General features: G+C 62.6%; 12 protein-coding genes and 1 pseudogene. 9 read left to right on the forward strand and 4 right to left on the reverse strand.

Translation table 11 applies throughout. The features are described 5' to 3' along the window. The first annotated feature begins 412 nt into the window (after nt 1–412). From ABIB24_RS21755 to ABIB24_RS21795, 9 genes and pseudogenes are all read left to right on the forward strand, one after another. Complete coding sequence (locus ABIB24_RS21755; RefSeq protein WP_025340336.1) at nt 413–2,056, forward strand: acetolactate synthase large subunit; 1,644 nt, start codon at nt 413–415, stop codon at nt 2,054–2,056. 230 nt (nt 2,057–2,286) lie between these two features. Then, a pseudogene (locus tag ABIB24_RS21760) lies at nt 2,287–2,880 on the forward strand (FAD-dependent oxidoreductase); the annotation flags it as partial. Between the two features lie 144 nt (nt 2,881–3,024). Continuing rightward, a complete protein-coding gene (locus ABIB24_RS21765) occupies nt 3,025–3,921 on the forward strand; it encodes a nitrilase family protein (RefSeq protein WP_274079087.1) in 897 nt (298 codons plus the stop codon). A gap of 10 nt (nt 3,922–3,931) precedes the next feature. Continuing rightward, the gene (locus tag ABIB24_RS21770) at nt 3,932–5,086 is read left to right on the forward strand and encodes a hypothetical protein (protein ID WP_274079086.1); all 1,155 of its coding nucleotides are present in this window, start codon (nt 3,932–3,934) and stop codon (nt 5,084–5,086) included. Continuing rightward, nucleotides 5,083–6,072: an asparaginase gene (locus tag ABIB24_RS21775; protein ID WP_137164691.1), complete on the forward strand. Its 990-nt coding sequence runs from the start codon at nt 5,083–5,085 to the stop codon at nt 6,070–6,072. Before ABIB24_RS21770 ends, ABIB24_RS21775 begins: the two co-directional genes overlap by 4 nt. A gap of 91 nt (nt 6,073–6,163) precedes the next feature. Next, nucleotides 6,164–6,715, forward strand: a complete 552-nt coding sequence (locus ABIB24_RS21780) for a UPF0149 family protein (RefSeq protein ID WP_137164690.1) — start codon at nt 6,164–6,166, stop codon at nt 6,713–6,715. Between the two features lie 197 nt (nt 6,716–6,912). Next, nucleotides 6,913–7,542 carry a glutathione S-transferase family protein gene (locus tag ABIB24_RS21785; protein ID WP_137164689.1) on the forward strand — a complete coding sequence of 210 codons (630 nt, stop codon included), beginning with the start codon at nt 6,913–6,915 and terminating at the stop codon, nt 7,540–7,542. A 27-nt stretch (nt 7,543–7,569) separates the two neighbouring features. Next, entirely contained in the window at nt 7,570–9,606 is a 2,037-nt protein-coding gene (locus ABIB24_RS21790; protein WP_137164688.1) for a pyridoxamine 5'-phosphate oxidase family protein, read from the forward strand. A gap of 213 nt (nt 9,607–9,819) precedes the next feature. Then, nucleotides 9,820–10,716 (forward strand): LysR family transcriptional regulator, encoded by an 897-nt coding sequence (locus tag ABIB24_RS21795; RefSeq protein WP_075046102.1) that lies wholly within the window; start codon nt 9,820–9,822, stop codon nt 10,714–10,716. 1 nt (nt 10,717) lies between these two features. On the opposite strand, the gene ABIB24_RS21800 is transcribed toward ABIB24_RS21795, so the two are convergent. Genes ABIB24_RS21800 through ABIB24_RS21815 form a run of 4 tightly spaced genes read right to left on the reverse strand, consistent with a single transcriptional unit; the run spans nt 10,718 to nt 18,103 of the window. Then, nucleotides 10,718–11,308 (reverse strand): hypothetical protein, encoded by a 591-nt coding sequence (locus ABIB24_RS21800; RefSeq protein WP_274079084.1) that lies wholly within the window; start codon nt 11,306–11,308, stop codon nt 10,718–10,720. A 1-nt stretch (nt 11,309) separates the two neighbouring features. Then, complete coding sequence (locus ABIB24_RS21805; RefSeq protein WP_137164687.1) at nt 11,310–15,710, reverse strand: RHS repeat-associated core domain-containing protein; 4,401 nt, start codon at nt 15,708–15,710, stop codon at nt 11,310–11,312. A gap of 9 nt (nt 15,711–15,719) precedes the next feature. Then, on the reverse strand, nt 15,720–16,154 hold the full coding sequence (locus ABIB24_RS21810) for a DcrB-related protein (protein WP_085692535.1): 435 nt from the start codon (nt 16,152–16,154) through the stop codon (nt 15,720–15,722). An 11-nt stretch (nt 16,155–16,165) separates the two neighbouring features. Beyond that, complete coding sequence (locus ABIB24_RS21815) at nt 16,166–18,103, reverse strand: type VI secretion system Vgr family protein (RefSeq protein WP_354317202.1); 1,938 nt, start codon at nt 18,101–18,103, stop codon at nt 16,166–16,168. Between the last annotated feature and the right edge of the window lie 7 nt (nt 18,104–18,110).

An 18,110-nucleotide genomic window follows, 5' to 3' on the forward strand; every position in this document is an offset into this window, starting at 1 on the left:
TGTGGGGTTTCCCCATGTGAGAGTAGGTCATCGTCAAGATTCATTTCGCAAAACCCCTATCTGCGCATGCAGGTAGGGGTTTTGTCTTTCTGGCCTAAACCCCAGACCTGCACAACCCTTCTCTGTGGGAGCGGGTTCACCCGCGAACACCGGCATAGCCGGTGCCATCCACCGCGTCGCCTGTTTCGCGGCGGTTCGACGCCTCGACTCGCCCGCTCCCACAACTCCCACTCTGAGCGCGCAATACCCAGGCTGCGACAATATTCCCGTCACATTCACGTGACTTTCCCGCGCCCACCCTACGTCAAGACTTTGGTTCGGGGCATTCCTGGCCCCGGGCTGAGCGATGCCAGCGTACCGTGCTGCGCATTTCCGGACTTCCACCGTCCCATCACTTGAGGTAGCAAGCAAGATGGCCAAGGCCGCCGATGTCGTTGTGCAATGCCTGGAAAACGAAGGTGTCGAGTATGTATTCGGTATTCCCGGTGAAGAAAACCTCGATCTGCTCGAATCCCTGCGCAAGTCGAAGATCAAGCTGGTACTGACCCGTCACGAGCAGTCCGCAGGTTTCATGGCCGCCACCTACGGCCGCCTGACCGGCAAGACTGGCGTCAGCCTGTCGACCCTCGGCCCTGGCGCCACCAACCTGGTCACCGCCAGCGCCTATGCCTACCTGGGCGGCATGCCGATGATGATGATCACCGGCCAGAAGCCGATCAAGAAGTCCAAGCAGGGCCGTTTCCAGATCATCGACGTGTGCGGCATGATGGACCCCATCACCAAGTACACCCACCAGTTCGCCTCCGCCGACAACATCCCGGCCCGTATGCGCGAAGCCTTCCGCCTGGCCGAAGAAGAGAAGCCGGGTGCGGTCCACCTGGAGTTGCCGGAAGACATCGCTGCCGAGCAGACCGAAAGCCTGCCGATTCCGCCTAGCCTGAGCCGCCGCCCGCTGGCCGAGCACAAGGCCATCGAAGCCGCCGTGGAAAAACTGCAGAAAGCCCGCAGCCCGATCCTGGTGATCGGCGCCGGCGCCAACCGCAAGATGACCGCCAAGGTCCTCAAGCAGCTGATCGACAAGACCGGCATCCCGTTCATCACCACCCAGATGGGCAAAGGTGTGGTCGACGAGCGTCACCCGCGCTTCCTGGGCAACGCCGCGCTGTCGTCGGGTGACTTCGTGCACCGCGCCGTCGAAGCCGCCGACCTGATCGTCAACATCGGCCACGATGTGATCGAGAAGCCACCGTTCTTCATGGTCCGTGGCGGCACCGAGGTCATCCACATCAACTTCCGCTCCGCCGAAGTCGATGCCGTGTACTTCCCGCAGGTGGAAGTGATCGGCGACATCGCCAACGCCGTATGGCAGATCAGCGAAGCGCTGACCGACACCACACACTGGGACTTCACCCGCCTGATGGCGATCCGTGAAGCCAATGAAGCGCAGATCGCCGAAGGTGCCGACGACAACCGCTTCCCGGTCTACCCGCAGCGCATGGTCGCCGATATCCGTCGCGTGCTGCCGTCCGAAGGCATCGTTGCCCTGGACAACGGCATCTACAAGATCTGGTTCGCCCGCAACTACAAGGCGCACAAGCCGAACACCGTACTGCTGGACAACGCCCTGGCGACCATGGGCGCCGGCCTGCCATCGGCCATGGCCGCGCACCTGGTGCACCCGGACCGCCCGGTGATTTCGGTTTGCGGCGACGGCGGCTTCATGATGAACAGCCAGGAGCTGGAAACTGCGGTACGCCTGGGCATGCACATCACCGTGGTGATCCTGCGTGACGACGGCTACGGCATGATCCGCTGGAAGCAGGCGAACATGGGCTTCACCGATTTCGGCCTGGACTACGGCAACCCGGACTTCGTCAAGTACGCCGAAGCCTACGGTGCCAACGGCCACCGCGTGGAAAGCGCCGAAGGCCTGCTGCCGCTGCTCGAGCACTGCATCAAGACCCCGGGCGTGCACGTGATCGACTGCCCGGTCGATTACAGCGAGAACGACCGCATCCTCAACAGCGAGCTGCGTGAGCGCGCGCTGGCGGTGTAAGGCGTAACGGCTTTATTGACATCAACCCGGCCACCACAGATATCTCACGATCCTGTGGTGGCCGGTTGGTGCTAATTAACAACCTCCTCACGCATCTCTTGATTGATCATTCTCATGTTCCCAACTCATTGAGAACACGAGACCATGACCATCGGCTCAACACACAACCATCCTGCTGATCTGGCTATCGAGCCATCCCTGTCCGTAAAGCCGTGGGCTGCGCGTTACCCGCTCATTGGGAGACAAGCTGCAAGGTCTATGCCCCTCTGAAGAAGAGCTTCCTGGACCGCAACCCAGCTTTTCCGCAAATCCTGGTCACTGACAGTTTCGTTCACGATGTCTATGCCTACCGCTACAACGACCATTACGCTGATGACTGCATCTTGCTCAGTTACACCTGGGAAGACGATGCAACGAAACTGGCCGCGTTCTCAGATGAAGAACTGGGCGACAAGTGCGTGAAGGAACTCGATCGGATCCTCCTTCGCTGCAGCAACGTGGCTGAACCCATATCGCCTTACATCGATACCCGAAACATTCGCATACAGCGTTGGATGACTGATCGAAACGCGCTTGGCTGCGCAAAGTTGTATCGGGCTGGGACCTATTACGATGCAGTGAGCCTGATGAAGTACAACCGTGATCTGAGTGCCAGTTCAGGGTTGTATCTGGCTGGAGAGTCCTTCTCTGTTGACGCCGGCTGGACCGAGCCGTGTTTACGCACGGCGCTTGATGTGGTCATCAACCTGTGCAACAGAACATCGGCTTCGTTCAATGGTGGCTTTACCCTGAACCACTACCCACATTATCAAGCTGGGAAATAGCTGCATCCGGGAGTTTTTGTGGGAAATTTCCTACTGGCACACTTCTCTTGTCCTTCGATCCCATAGGAACTCCCCGACTGTCATTCCCCCGCCCAACCCCGCTTTACTGGCGCCCTTCCACAACAACCATAAAAGGAAGCCGCCATGTCTGATCACTGCACGCCCGTCAGCCCCGTACGTATCGCTGTCATCCAGTACGACCCTCAGGTCGGGCTGGAGCATTGCGATGGCAACCTGAGCAAGGGCCTGGCATTGGCCCGGTGCGCGGCGCGTGAAGGCGCCAACCTGATCGTGCTACCCGAGCTGGCCAACACCGGCTACACCTTCCACACGCGTGCAGAGGCCTATGCCCACGCCGAAACGCTGGAGGGTGGGCGAAGCCTGAAAGCCTGGGCGGATTTCGCCAAGGAGTACCAGGTATATCTGGCGGCGGGTTTTGCCGAACGCGAGGGACTGAAACTTTTCGACAGTGCCGTACTGTTCGGTCCACAAGGCTTGCTCGGGCATTACCGCAAGGCGCACCTGTGGAACCAGGAAAAGCTCTGGTTCACCCCTGGCGACCTGGGCTTCCCAGTGTTCGAGACACCGATCGGCCGTATCGGCCTGCTGATCTGCTGGGATATCTGGTTCCCGGAAGTGCCGCGGCTGATGGCTGCGCAAGGCGCCGACATCATCTGCAGCCTGAACAACTGGGTATGGACGCCACCACCACTGTTCGATGAATCAGGGCGCTGCATGGCGTCCTACCTGACCATGACGGCGGCACACACCAACAACGTCTACATTGCTGCCGCCAATCGCATAGGTAGCGAGCGGGGCGGTCGCTTCCTGGGCTGTTCACTGATTGCCGGTACCAATGGCTGGCCCATCGGCGAGGTGGCCAGTGCAGAGGAGGAGGGCATTCTCTACGCCGATGTCGACCTCAGCAGCGCCCGCTCGGCGCCGATCTGGAACAGCCTCAACGACCTGCCGCGAGACAGGCGCACCGACCTTTACGATGCGACGCTTGGCTATCGCCTTCATGCACCTATGCCCCGCTGAGGAGTTGCACATGAAAACGCTACTCTTCCCCAACCGGCAGCGTTCGTTGGTGTTGATCCTTGCCTGCCTGCTGGTGCTCCTGGCTGCCAGCCTCGTACAGGGCCAATGGCCGGACTACACGCAACTGGCCGCGACGCTCGATCAGCCGTTAAGCCGCCTGCGCTGGATAGTTGGTGATATCAGCGAAGTGGCCTTCTACAAGCATGAGTTGCCCGCCCTGGGCTTGCTACTGGGAGCTTGCCTGGCGCACTGGGCCCATGTGCATGGGTATCGCTGGCACGGCTTTGCCATCTGCTACGGCAGCGGATTATGGCCGTGGGTGTTCACCAGTTCGCTGCTGGGTTTGTTGCTCAGTCACGCGTTGTGGGGATGGACCTTGGCCAGTGGCACCTGGCAACCAACCTTCGTTGCTTTCGTATCGTTGCCAGCAGCCATGGTGCTGTTTTTTGGTGCGGGTTGGCAGGTGACCATCAGCGGCGCACTGCTGGGAGCGCTGTTGGTAACGCCAGCCAGCCTGTTCATGGTCAATTACCTGTGCTACCCCCTGCAGTTGCCGGTGGTAGTCGGCAACGTAAGTGGCATGGCGCTGGCAAGCGTGGTGGCGTTCATGCTGTGCCGGCGCTTTCCATCATGGGTACGGCCCAGCCAACCGCCCGCCGCACCTGAACCCGTTGCGGCCCAACCCGATTACGGTGTGGCCTGGACCTTGCGGCGCGTACTGGCCGATTTCAGCGAAGCGCCATTCTTTGGTAATGAACTGGCCAGCCTCGGGCTGCTGTTGGGGGTGTTCCTGGCATACATGCTGGCCCCCGCTGCGCCAGTCTACGGTTCGCTGCTGCTGATACCGATGGTTGCCGGGCAGGCGCTGGCATCACTTGTGGGAGTCGTGTTCTGGCGTCGCCAATGGCAGGCGCGAGGCTGGTACCCCACTTACATTCCCATCGTCTCTATCGTACCTGCCGCTGTGCTCACCCACGGTGGAGGCTGGCAAGTGGTCGTAGCCAGTGCAGTGCTTGGCGCGCTGGTAGCGCCACCGTTGGCGGTGGCCATCACTCAGCGCTTGCCGGCCTGCATGCATGGTTACATCGGCAATGTAGTGTCGATGGCCATCAGCACACTGGCGATCGTTCCGCTGGTCGGGCTGCTTGCTGGAGGTGGCGTATGAAAGCGCATGCAAACCTGCCTAGGTTGTCGATCGCCAGCCTGGGAGGGACGGTGAGCATGCGGGCAAGTGCAAGCGAATGCGGGGTGATGCCCAAGCTTGACTGCGCTGAGCAACTGGCCGAGTTGCCACAACTGCGTGAGATGGCCCAGCTTGAAGCTGCCACTCTGGGTCTGCTCCCCAGTGCCTCGCTGGGCTTTGCGGCGATGCTCGAGGTGCTGGCCTGGGCCCGGGGCGAGGTGGCTCGCGGAGCACACGCGGTGATACTGACCCAAGGTACCGACAGCCTCGAGGAAACGGCGTATTTCCTCGATCTGCTCTGGCCGTTCGATGCGCCATTGGTAATGACCGGTGCCATGCGCGCGGCCAGCCAGCCGGGCAACGACGGCCCGGCCAACCTGCTGGCTGCGGCGCAGGTTGCACTGGCGCCGGGCAGCCGTGGGCGCGGCGTTCTGGTGCTGATGAATGATCAGGTTCACTGTGCTGCAAGGGTTCGCAAGACGGCAAGCCTTGCAATGGCTGCATTTGAATCACCCGGGTACGGAGCGCTGGGTGATGTTGTGGAAGGTACCGTGATGTATCGTCAGCCGCCTGGCCCACGGGAGGTGCTGCCGTTACCGCATCGCACCGAGCATCGGGTTGCAATGCTGGAAGCGTGCCTGGACGCAGATACGGCGTTGTTGAAGGCTACAGCGACACTGGGCTACGAGGGGCTGGTCATCGCCGGTTTTGGTGCAGGCCACGTTTCCGGTAGCTGGTCCGAAGTGCTTGGTCATCTCACGCCCACCTTGCCGGTGATTGTTGCTACCCGCACAGGCAGTGGCCCAACAGCCACGGCCTCTTACGGATTTGCCGGTGCCGAGATCGATCTGCAGAGCAAGGGGGTACACATGGCGGGGCAGTTGTGTCCGCGCAAGTGTCGCATTCTGCTATGGCTGTTGATCGGTATTGGCAGGCAGCAGCAGCTGCATGGCTGGTTGCCACGTTAAGCAATCTGCCCGCAAAGCTGTAAGCGCGGGCAGCCCTTCGGGCGTTGCTGTGCTAGGGTGCACACACTTTTGCTTCCCAGGATGTTCACCCATGCTCCCCGCACTCAGCGAAAAAGAACTCGACCGCCTCGAAGACCTGCTGATCACCTACGGCAATGACTACTCGGTACTCAACCTGGCCGAGCTCAATGGCTTTTTCACTGCACTGGCCAGCTCACCTACCACTGTCACCCCGGAACAGTGGCTGCCCGCGGTGGCTGGTGGCAAGGTGCCGAAATTCAAGAAACCGGCACATGAAGAGGCGTATACGGCATTGATGCTGCGTTATGCCAGCCAGGTGGCGGAGGAGTTGGGCGACGATGTCGACCACTTTGAGCCGCTGTTCGAAGAAAGCGAAGGCGAAGAGGGCAGTGTGATCATCATGGAGGAGTGGTGCTTTGGTTACATGCGCGGCACTCAGGTCGCTGGTTGGGCCGAGCTGCCGCCGGAGCAGGACCAACTGCTCAAGGCCATTTCGCTGCATGGGCTCGAGGACAACTTCGAGTTGCTGGACCAGATGAGCGAAGCGGACATCCAGGCTTGTGTGCCACAGGTGATCGAGGCTGCGCGCGGGTTGTTCCGGTATTTCAACAAGCTGCACTGATCTTGCACCTGCCTTTGTAGGAGCGGCCTTGTGTCGCGATAGGGCCGCTCCTACACAGGGGATACGCGGATCTGGATATCTCCATTGTTTCGCCCCGCGAAATTATGGTTTCCCCGCCACACGGATTCTGCTGCCAGCCGAACCGGTGCAGCATGTGCTCCACCAGCCCACCCCGGTGCTGATCAGGAGCCAAGCCCATGTCGAACCCGATCAAGCTTTACAACTTCCCCAAGTCCGGCCACGCCCATCGCATCGAGCTGATGCTTTCGCTGCTGAACCTGCCCACCGAGCTGGTGTTCGTCGACCTGGCCAAAGGCGCGCACAAGCAGCCGGACTTCCTGGCCCTCAACCCGTTCGGCCAGGTCCCGGTCATCGACGACAACGGCACGGTGGTCGCCGACTCCAACGCCATTCTGGTGTACCTGGCCAAGAAGTACGACAACGGCACCTGGCTCCCTGAGGAACCCGCTGCCGCCGCTCGCGTCCAGCGCTGGCTGTCGGTCGCTGCCGGCCCGTTGGCCTTCGGCCCTGCTGCCGCGCGTCTGGTCACGGTGTTCGGTGCCTCGTTCAACACCGACGAAGTGATTACCCGCGCCCATACCCTGCTGAAGGTGATCGACGCCGAGCTGGCCAAAACGCCCTTCCTGGTCGGTAGCACGCCCACCATCGCCGATATCGCCAACTACTCCTACATCGCTCACGCACCGGAGGGCAATGTGTCGCTGGAGCCCTATGCCAACGTGCGCAGCTGGCTGGCGCGGATCGAGGCGCTGCCGGGCTTCGTGCCCATGCCACGCACCGTGATCGGCCTGCAGACCAGCGCCTGACATCCCGCCACTGCGAGGAACGCCGCCATGCAACAGAACCCGGATCACCACTCCTCGCCCTGGCATGCGGGGGAGAAGACCCTGCAGGAAAAAGCCGGTGTCGCGGAGCGCATGGAGGCGTTCGGGCAGAAGGTCATTCGTGACTACATGCCCGACCAGCATCGTATTTTCTATCACCAGTTGCCGTTCATGGTCGCCGCCAGCGTGGACGCACTGGGGCGGCCCTGGGCAACGCTGTTGGAAGGGCCGGAAGGTTTCGTCAGCTCGCCGGACCCGCGCCAGCTGACGATCGACACTCAACTGCCAGCAGACGATCCCGCTACCCCGGGGCTGGCTGCCGGGCAGGCGGTCGGCCTGCTGGGGATCGAACTGCACACCCGCCGGCGCAACCGCCTCAACGGCCAGATCTACCAGGCCGGCGACGGGCAACTGCAGGTGACTGTGGAGCAGTCGTTCGGCAACTGCCCGCAGTACATCCAGTTGCGTGACTACACCCGCGTCGCGGAACCCGCCCAAGGGCGTGTCGATGCGACGACACTCGATGCCTCGGCTGTCAGCATGATCCAGGCAGCCGACACCTTTTTTGTCGCCAGCTATGTCGAGCATGGCGATGGCCAGCGCTCGGTGGATGTCTCCCACCGTGGCGGGCGGCCCGGGTTCGTCAAGGTCGAAGGCAACCGTCTGACCATTCCCGACTATGCTGGCAACCTGCACTTCAACACCTTGGGCAACCTGCTGGTGAACCCGCAAGCAGGGTTGCTGTTCATCGATTTCAGCAACGGCAACGTGTTGCAGCTATACGGGCATGCCGAGTTGCTGCTGGACAGCCCCGCCATCCAGGCGTTCGAAGGTGCCGAGCGCTTGTGGACGCTGGAGGTCGAGCAGGTGGTGTGGCGCCCGGCTGCCGTTTCCCTGCGTTGGGCTTTCAAGGAGTACGCGCCGACCAGCCTGATGACCGGCACCTGGGCCGAGGCCGACATACGCCTGCAGCAACGTCAGCGGCAGCGCCAATGGCAGGCCTGGCGTGTGCTGCGGGTGGAGCAGGAAAGCCGTGATATCCGCTCGTTCTACCTTGAGCCTCCTGCTGGCAGTGCGATGGCCTTTGCGCCGGGGCAGCATGTTCCGGTGCAAGTCCAGCTCGACGGTGAGGCGGCGCTGATCCGCACCTACAGCCTTTCCAGCGCGCCTTCCGACGGTTACCTGCGCATCAGCGTCAAAGCCCAGGGCCCGGCCTCGCGGCACCTGCATGAGCGCGTCGTGGCAGGCGATGTGCTGAACGTGCGCCCACCGATGGGCAGCTTCACGCTGGACCAGCAGAGCACACGGCCGCTGGTGCTGATTGGCGCGGGTGTGGGTATCACGCCGTTACTGGCCATGCTGCGCGAGCAGTTGAGCAAGGGGCAGGCACGGCGCATTCATCTGTTCCATGGGGCGCGCAGCCTGGCCGACCTGCCGTTCCGTGAGGAGCTGGCAAGCTTGCGGCAACAGGCCGGCGGCCTGCTGCACGTGCACCGCGCCCTGAGCCAGCCGGAAACGCATGCGCTGGCGGGGCGTGATTACGAGTTTGCCGGTCGGCTGGGTATCGAACAGGTCAAGGCCACGCTGGCGCTGGACGACTACGATTTCTATCTGTGCGGCCCGGGCAGTTTTACCCAGGACCTGTATGAAGGGCTGCGCGGGGTGCATGTGCCTGATGCGCGGATCCATGCCGAAGCCTTTGGCCCGTCGACGCTCCGGCGGCACACCGACGATGACCAGCCCACCCTGCAACAGCCACCTGCGGCCAGCGAGCCGGTACCGGTGTACTTTGCGGCTTCAGCCAAGGAGGCGCGCTGGGCGCCGGGTGGCGGGACGCTGCTGGAGCTGGCCGAGGCTCGCGGATTGTCGCCGGAGTTCAGTTGTCGAGGTGGGTCGTGTGGTACTTGCAAGACCCGCTTGGTCAGTGGTCAGGTACATTACCCGAACCCGCCGGCCGAGTTGCCGGAGGCGGGGTCGGTGCTGATCTGTTGTGCCGTGCCGGCCCGGCCGGAGGAGGGGGCGCAGGCGTTGGTGCTGGATATCTGATCGTGCGCGGTCCCCTGTAGGAGCGGCCTTGTGTCGCGAAAGGGCCGCAGCGCGGCCCCAGGATTTCAGTAGTGAAGCATCAATTGCTGGGGCTGCTGTGCAGCCCTTTCGCGACACAAGGCCGCTCCTACAAGGGACCGCGTACGGGACAGAGGCAACACAAAACGCTCAGATGAAAGATAATCCCGGCACTTCATAGCCCCAGGAGCCCGCATGGACCAGATCCACCTGATGAAGGTGTTCGTCGCCGTAGGCGAGCTGGAAAGCTTCGCCGCTGCTGCCCGCCGCCTGGACATCTCCCCAGCCGCGGTCACCCGTGCCGTCAGCGCCCTGGAGGATCAGCTGGGGGTCAAGCTGCTGCTGCGCACCACCCGTAGCGTACGCCTGACCGAAGCCGGTGGCCGCTACCTGGAAGACACCCGGCATATCCTCGCCAGCATCCACGAGGCCAACGAAGCCGCCGCCGGCATCAACGCCACACCCAAGGGTGACCTGGCCGTCACTGCACCCATCCTGTTCGGCAAGAAGTTCGTCATGCCGTGCATCGTCCACTACCTGCAGCAGTACCCCGAGGTTGACGTTTCCGCCTACTTCCTCGACCGCATCGTCAACATGGTCGAGGAGGGCATGGACGTGGCCGTTCGTATCGGCCCCTTGCCCGACTCCGGGCTCAAAGCACTGCGGGTGGGCAGGGTCCGGCGCATGCTGTGCGCCTCTCCCGAGTACCTGGCGCGCCACGGCGTGCCGAAGCACCCGTCCGACCTGGCGGAGCATGCGGTGATCGGCACCACCAACCTGTCGCCGCGAGCCGGCTGGCGTTTCGGAGTAACCGATGAGCCGACGCTGGTGCGCATGAAGCCTCGCTTGACGGTGACCAGCAATGACGGGGCAATCGCCGCTGCCAGTGGCGGACTGGGGATTGCCCGCCTGCTGTCGTATCAGGTCGCGGATGAGGTGGCCAGTGGGCAGTTGCAGGTGATCCTTGCCGAATACGAAGAGGCGCCGTGGCCAATCCATATACTGCACCGGGAGAGCAAGTACGGTTCGGCCAAGGTCCGCGCCTTCATTGACATGCTGGCGCAGGCGCTGAGGGCTCGGCAGCTGGACTGATTCAACCGAGCAGGGTGAATGTAAAGCAACCTGGGCACTGCTGTTCCAGCCACTGCTTGGCTCGTTCGCTCAGGAAGTACCCACGATAGACGTCCCCTTTGAAGAAATCGGCTTGCTCGTCGGCCTTGAGCACCTTGAGATACTGGCCGAGGTCGGCAGGTTCATGCTGTGGGTCCTTGAGCAGGTTGAGCTTGCCCACTACGAATGCCTGCCAGTACTCCGGCATGCGCTTGGCAAGCCCAGGGTCATGCGGCAGGGAGTCGATGATCGAGCTCGGCCCGCCTTCCAGATCGAGGTAATCGGTAATGGGCTTGCTGGTATCCCAGTGCAGCCAGTCGATGTGAACGATATGGGTCTTCTCCAGGTGCTCGTACCGCCCGATCCCCTTCAGGCCGCTTTTTTCCAGTGCTTCCTTGACCGGCTGGGTGAGCACCAGCGAACCCGAACGTATGTAGGCGGCCGGGGTGTACGGGCCGGCCCGCTTGATGCTGTCTACATCGGTATCTTCGTCCCAGGCGATCATGCCCTGGAGCAGTACCGCGCCCCAGTCTCCCCAGGGAGTCGGCGCGTTGTCCAAGTGATAGATGTTCATGTCAGCCTCCGCAGCCCTTGCCATTCTTGCCGTAGCGACGCACATGGTTCCTCGTCGCCTTGGGCACATTGTATTGGCGCATCATCACCTTGATCTGCTTTTGCAGGTCCTTCTTGGTGAAGTTCGCGTTGTTGTTGAACCACTTCTTCCAGTCCTCGTTCCAACCTTTGGCGTGAATGTCGGCGTGGAATGCATTCGGAATGCGCGAGATCTGCTGGTCGATGTACCGTTTGGGGTTGCGAATTCCGGCAGCTTTCATCTGGTTACGGAAATCGCGGTCTTCCCGCCACATTTCTTGCGGGATCATGTGGTGGTCACGCATTGACGCCGGACCATGCCTGCTGCGCCAGGCTTCGGTGGTTCGCTTGATACCGCCCTTGGTATAACCGGTCAAGGTCAGCCAACCTAGTGGATCGACCCATGTCACCGGGTTTGGTGCATACCGGTACAGTTGGTGACCACCAGACAGGCCAATCGGGTCAGGCTGAGTAAAGCGGCCTACCTCCGGGTCATAGAACCTGAAGGTGTTGTAATGCAACCCGGTCTCCCGATCCAGGTATTGCCCCTGGAAGCGCAGATTCTGTTCCTGCAGGCAACTGGCCTGGCGGGACTCATCGAGGGTAGAACCCCAGCCCAGATAGCTGGCCTGCCATACCACGCGTCCCTGTTCATCGGTCAGCCACTCCGGGAGCCCCCCGAGGTCATTATGGAAGTGCAGCACCTGCTGGTTCGGCCCGCTGCCGTCGATGCGTGCCAGCGGCTCATAGCCGTCACCCTCGTACAGGTACAGGCTTACCTGGCCATGGCGCTGTTCCTGCAACAGGCGTAATCCGTCCCAGGCAAAGCGCGTCAGGCCGAGCAGCTGCCCGGCACCATCATGTTCGCTTTTTTCCACCCGCCGCCCGAGCGGATCGTAACGCATGCGTACACTGCGTTCCCGCCCTGCCTGGCGAGTGCGTACCTCTACCAGGCGGTGCTCTGCGTCGTAGCTGAAATGCTGTATGCCGCGCCGGCTGCTGCGCTTTTCCACCAGGCGGCCAAAGGCGTCGTAGCGGTAGCGCTTGTCCTGGTACGCCAGCAACCTGTCGTGCAGAACTGGCGCATTGGCCGTGGCATCCAGCAGGTTGCCGGCGGCATCGTAGCGGTAGGTTTCATGATTGCCGTTGGCAATGTCATGACTGCCCATCAGGCGCCCACCAGCATCAAGCTGGATTATCTGGTCATGCTGCACCCGGCCGGCTACCTGCCGCACGCGCCGGTTCAGGTCATCGCGCGGGTCGTATTCGAAGCGCTGCTGGAAAGGTGCGGGTAATTGCACGGGTTGGCTGGCGGGTCTGCATCTGCGGGTGCGCAAACGTCCGTTGCGGTCATATTCCTGGTGTGTGAGCAGCGCGCCCTGGGTACGCTGCACTTCCCGGTGCAGGCGATCGCGTTCGTAGTCGTTGATGACATGTCCGTCCAGGTTGATCTGGTGCAGGTGGCCGCTTCCGTAGTACATGCGGTTGATCCAGCGGCCATCGAACAACTGGGTGCGGCACAGGTTGCCCAACTCATCGTAGCGATGGCGCAGTACGCCGTTGCCACTGTGCTCCTCGACCAGCTGTCCCAGCGCGTCAAAGCACAATTGCAGGGTTTCGCTGTTGCCGGCAGCATCGTCGAAATGAACCTCGGTAAGGTTGTCGAGCTCATCGTAGCCATAGGTGGTAACGCCATCCGCGGTCGTCTTGGTAATCAGACGACCCAGGGCATCACGTTCCAGGCGGTGGACGATCGGCTCGACCGAGCTGTTACCGGGCGTCGGGGTGTAGGCCACCTGCACCACATTGTGCAACGGGTCGTGACGGTACTCCCTGGCGGTTCCATCGAGAAACTGCTCGCGGACCAGGCGATTGGCAGCATCCCACCGGAAGTAAAAGTGCTCGCCGTTTTCGTTGGTCAGCGACAGCAGTCGACCGTAGGGGTCGACCTGGTAGCCAAGCGTGCGTCCTTGCGGGTCGATGGACTGGAGCAGGACACCACGGGCATCGAAGCGGTACGCGGTGATACCACCAGCGGGGTCGATCGCTTGCGTCAGCCTTCCTGCCTCATCGTAGCGATAACCTTCACGGGTACCGTCTGGCCGTGTCACGCCAAGCAGAAGGCCATCGCTGTCGTACTCGAACTCGGTACGTTCGCTCAACGCATCGGTCACTGACAGCAAATGGCCGTTGCGGTCATAACGATAGCGTGTGATGTGGCCGGAGCAGTCGGTTTCCTGCAGAAGCAGTCCCAGGTCGCTCCAGCGCAGGGTTCGCGAATGCCCTGCGGGGTCGATGATCTCGGTCGGCTGGCCACGGTGGTCGTAGCGGTACTGCGTGACGTTACCTTGCGGGTCGGTTTCGCCGATACAGTTGCCGCGCGGATCATAGCGGTACTGCCAGCTGTTGCCGGCGGGGTCCATCGTCGAGCGCGGCAGCGACCAATGCTCCAGCCACTGCGTCGATTCGCTGCGCCCCAGCGGGTCGACGGTCTGGGTCAGGTTGCCCGAAGCATCGTAAAAGTATTGCCAGCGCCCTTCCATCGGATCGACCGCTGCGAGCAACTGACGCTCGTCGTCCCATTCAAATCGCCAGGTCGCGCCGACTGCATCAATGTATTCGGTGATCTGGTACTGGGCATTCCAGCGTCGCGTGCTGACACGTTGCAAGCCATCGGTGATCCGGGTCGTGCGCGCAGGGATGTCGTACTCGAACTGGTACTCATCACCGCCACTGCTCCTGTAATGCACCACCCGCCAGTCGTCTTCGGTCAATGCCCATTCGTAGAAGCAGCGCAGACCAGCAGCGTTCTCATGCTCGACCAGGCGCCGTTGTTCGTCGTAGACAAAGCGGCGGCGCAGCCTGCCCTGGCTGTCGTACACTGCCGCCAGGTCGCCACAGGCATCGTACTGGTAACTGACCAGCAACTGCAGGTCGCCCTCGGCATGGCGACGTTCCAGGCGGGCGACCCGTTGTGGCCACTGTGGCGCATAGTGCAACTCGACCTGTACAAGGTCGAACGTGTCACGCAGCCGGATCAGGCGCCCGCTTTCGTCATAGTCCAGATAGATGCGGTTGTCGTTGCGGTCACCCATGGCGCTCAGGCGCCAGTGGCCTGGTTTTCCAGGGGAGGGCTGGAACAGGCGGTACAGCCCTTTGTCGATATCCTCGATCAGGATTTCGTCCTGTTGCGAGCGGCGTACGCTCAACCCTTCACCGGCGCTGAACACGGCGTCGGCGCGGGCAATGTAGCCCATGTCGATGACCCGAGCCTGTTCATCGGTAAACGACAAGCGCTCGCTGCCATCGGCGTCCAGGTGCAGTTGCACGAACACCTCGTACTCGATGCTCCAACCTGCGCCGAACAGCCCTTCACGGCGCTCGTCGCGGCTGTTGTAGAGCCGTTGCCAGTCCAGGGGCAGCAGCGCCTGCAGGCTGAAATCCAGCTCGTCGGGCCCGCACAGGATCTTTGCCCCGGTAGACGCGTGCACCGGGTTGGGTGAGCCGGACGTTGCCTGAACGATGGCATTGGTAACCTGCCCGGAGACGAAACTGCTCACCCCACCCAGCAGCATGCAGCCGAACTTGCTGTAGAACTTGCCGCCACGCCCGCGCAGCAGCATCAACGCGGTCACTGCCAGGCCGATGCCCGGCGTCTTGCCGCTGCGAATCTCGCGCACCACGATCGGCTCGCCGCCGATGCGCACGTTGTTCGACACCAGGCCGCCATCGACGATCACCGCTTCGCAGGTGCTGCGGTCACCGCTGCGGCAGGCCGGGTGGCCATTGATCAGCACCTTGCTGGACCCCTCGGCCAGGTACTGCGGTGGCATCGGCGGGTGCTTGCTGCAAAGTACCTTGTCGTCCGGTGCCGGCAAGGTATTGGCGGCGGGCGTGGCCACGGTCGGCCGCCACATTTGCGAGAAGAAGCCCTTGGCCATGTCGAGGAAGGTTTCTTCCTTCGCCTCGCCAGCCTCGGCGCCGGCCTGCGCCAACGGTGCTGGCGGGCCGGTGACGACGCCGGCAGCACGTGCCGCGCGCTTGCCGTTGGTGCGAGTGTTCGACGAGCCACTGATGATGTTGGCCTGCACCGACGGCGGGAACAGGAAATTGCCGATGCCCTCGCATAATCGGCTCAGGCCTGTATCGGCTCCGGTCTTGGCCATGACCACACCGACCACCAGGCCGACCACCGCGCCCAGCACGAAGCAGCCCAGGCCGCCAGTGGCCACGGTCAGGCCGAATGCCGCCGCCACTGCGGCAGTGGCCAGGGCGCCGATGGCCACCGTGGCGGCGATTTCCAGCACACCCCCGACGATGTCGGCCAGCATCGAGGTGTGCATCAGCGCGTCGCCTTCGCGGGCGGCCCACAGTGCGTCGGACATGGTGCGCGATCAGCCCAGGCTGTCGAAGTCGAGCGACTGCTTGATGCTTGCCCAGTGCGCCGCTTCGGCCGCGCCCAGCGGGCTGGCCTTGACGTAGCTCAGGGCAAACATCTTGCGCGTGCCAGGCAGCACCAGGGCCAGCTGGTACTGATAGACCTTCTCCTGGCCCTTGCTGAACTGGCTGGTCAGCTCGATGGCGGCGATCGCCTGCCCGGCGCCTACCTGCACAGCCTGGGCGGGCTGCATGCGCAGGTCCTTGACCTGCTGCTGCAGGCGCTGCAACTGGCCATCGAAATTGCTCTGCAAGGTCTCGCCTTCGGCCAGCAGGCTGCGGCTGATGATCAGCGAGGTGGCCAGTGCCTCGAAGCGCAGGATGTTGATACTGCTGTCCTGCACGGCGGCATCGGGCAGGGCCAGGCGGAATTCGTTGACGCGATAACTCATGACAGGTCTCGTTACTGGTCGGAGCCGGAGAAGATCGCCTTCACCGAGTCGTCGATGGTCTTTTTCACACCCTGGTTGTCGGGCGCGGTCTGCGCACCGCTGCCGACGTTCAAGTCGAGGGTGCCGTCGGTATTGATCTCGCCGTTCTGCCTGGCATGGAAGCTGAACTGCTCGCAGCTGATATTGATCTGGCCGCTGGCGTTGAGCTCGATCACGCTCTTGCCGCACACCAGGCGCAGGTTTTCGCCCACTTCGATCAGGTAGCTGGTGCTGACGCTATCGGTCTTGCTGGCGCCGACCAGCAACATGTCGTCACGGCGCACGGCGCGGATGCGGTCCTGGCCGATGGTGATGGTTTCCAGCATGCCCACCGTCTGGGTACGGTTGATGCCGACCGCCAGCGTCTCGCTCTGCTCGACCACGGTGTCCATGTTGCGCTCGGCATGCACGTAGATCTGCTCGGCGCCCTTTTTGTCTTCCATGCGGATTTCATTGAAATTGGCCGGGCTGCCGCCTTTGCTCGAGCGGCTCTTCATGCCGCTTTGCGTCGCATTGGCGGGCAAGTCGTAGGGCACGCTCTGTTCGGCGTTGTAGACGCGGCCAGTGATGATGGGCCGGTCGGGGTCGCCTTCGAGGAAGCTGACGATCACCTCCTGGCCGATGCGCGGGATCTGCATCGAGCCCCAGTTCTTGCCGGCCCAGGCCTGCGATACGCGGATCCAGCAGGAGCTGTTCTCGTTGGACTGGTCGTGGCGGTCCCAGTGGAAGTGCACCTTCACCCGGCCATATTGGTCGGTCCAGATTTCCTCGCCGGCGGGCCCGACCACCACGGCGGTTTGCGGGCCCTTGACGATCGGCCGCACGGTGCTGCCCTGCGGGCGGAAGCTCTGCTGTGCGTCGATGCAGCTGAGGTTGCTTTCGAATTGCGCTGCGCTGCTGCCGGTGCCGCTTTCCAGGCGCTCCTGATGCACGTAGTAGCGTGCGCCGACGATCAGGTACTCGCGGTTCTGGTCCTGGCGGGTGAACCCGCTGAGGCTGAACAGGTGGCCACTGCCCAGGCCGCGGGCGTTGCCGCGCAGCTCGACCCGCTCGTGCTGGCTCTGCAGCGACTCCAGGCGAGTACGCGCATAGTGTTCGCCATCCTGGCTTTGCTGGTAGGCGCCGGGGTAGTCGTACAGCGGGTAGTCACCGGCCTGGTGCGGGCGTGGCATGGCCGAGCGCACGTCGATGCGCGCGCTGGGGCGCTGGAAGTCGTAGTCGTTGAGCTCCAGGGAACCTGGCTGGACTTCCTGGGCCAGGTGCCAGTCGTTGATGTGGTCACGCTCGCGGTGCTGCCCGTCCGGCGGGTAGAAGGGCACGCTTTCGTAGCCAGGCACCTGCGGGTGCGCGCCATAAGCGTCGGCCAGCACCAGCACGTGGCGCTGCGCTTCGTGGCGGAAGAAGTAGTAGATGCCTTCCTCTTCCATCAACCGGCTGACGAAGTCGAAGCTGGTCTCGCGGTACTGCACGCAGTATTCGCGTTCGCGGTAGCTGCGGCTCAGGGCATCCTCGAAGTCGGAAAAGCCCAGGTCGCGAAACACCTGCTTGATGATCTGTGGCGCGCTCAGGTGCTGGAAGATGCGGCAGTCGCTGGTGCGGGTCAGCAGCCACAACCACGGGCGCAGGGTGACCCGGTAGCTGGCGAACTGGCCTTGGTCCACCGACTGGCTGCAGCGGGCGACGATGCCATGGAAGTAACGTGACGTGCCGAGGCCCTGCTGCACGCTCAGGCTCATCGGCTTGCCCAGCAGGGCATTGAGGTCGATGGCCGTGTCGTCGCTGGTCAGCTGCAGCTCATAGTCGAACAGGCGGCCGAGCTCGTCGCTGCCACCCATTTCGGCCAGGATCAGCTTGTCCGGCCCCAACGGGCTGTTGATCTGCGCCAGGCGCGTGAACTGCGTGAACAGCATGGTCCGT

The sequence above is a fragment of the Pseudomonas sp. UYEF17 genome (assembly GCF_040546125.1).
Taxonomy (GTDB): Bacteria; Pseudomonadota; Gammaproteobacteria; order Pseudomonadales; family Pseudomonadaceae; genus Aquipseudomonas; species Aquipseudomonas putida_Z.

What these genes read in the sequence shown, in the direction of transcription:
- ABIB24_RS21755 (WP_025340336.1), top strand. Translation starts at nt 413, where the DNA reads ATGGCCAAGGCCGCCGATGTCGTTGTGCAATGCCTGGAAAACGAAGGT.
- ABIB24_RS21765 (WP_274079087.1), top strand. Translation starts at nt 3,025, where the DNA reads ATGTCTGATCACTGCACGCCCGTCAGCCCCGTACGTATCGCTGTCATC.
- ABIB24_RS21770 (WP_274079086.1), top strand. Translation starts at nt 3,932, where the DNA reads ATGAAAACGCTACTCTTCCCCAACCGGCAGCGTTCGTTGGTGTTGATC.
- ABIB24_RS21775 (WP_137164691.1), top strand. Translation starts at nt 5,083, where the DNA reads ATGAAAGCGCATGCAAACCTGCCTAGGTTGTCGATCGCCAGCCTGGGA.
- ABIB24_RS21780 (WP_137164690.1), top strand. Translation starts at nt 6,164, where the DNA reads ATGCTCCCCGCACTCAGCGAAAAAGAACTCGACCGCCTCGAAGACCTG.
- ABIB24_RS21785 (WP_137164689.1), top strand. Translation starts at nt 6,913, where the DNA reads ATGTCGAACCCGATCAAGCTTTACAACTTCCCCAAGTCCGGCCACGCC.
- ABIB24_RS21790 (WP_137164688.1), top strand. Translation starts at nt 7,570, where the DNA reads ATGCAACAGAACCCGGATCACCACTCCTCGCCCTGGCATGCGGGGGAG.
- ABIB24_RS21795 (WP_075046102.1), top strand. Translation starts at nt 9,820, where the DNA reads ATGGACCAGATCCACCTGATGAAGGTGTTCGTCGCCGTAGGCGAGCTG.
- ABIB24_RS21800 (WP_274079084.1), bottom strand. Translation starts at nt 11,308, where the DNA reads ATGAACATCTATCACTTGGACAACGCGCCGACTCCCTGGGGAGACTGG.
- ABIB24_RS21805 (WP_137164687.1), bottom strand. Translation starts at nt 15,710, where the DNA reads ATGTCCGACGCACTGTGGGCCGCCCGCGAAGGCGACGCGCTGATGCAC.
- ABIB24_RS21810 (WP_085692535.1), bottom strand. Translation starts at nt 16,154, where the DNA reads ATGAGTTATCGCGTCAACGAATTCCGCCTGGCCCTGCCCGATGCCGCC.
- ABIB24_RS21815 (WP_354317202.1), bottom strand. Translation starts at nt 18,103, where the DNA reads ATGCTGTTCACGCAGTTCACGCGCCTGGCGCAGATCAACAGCCCGTTG.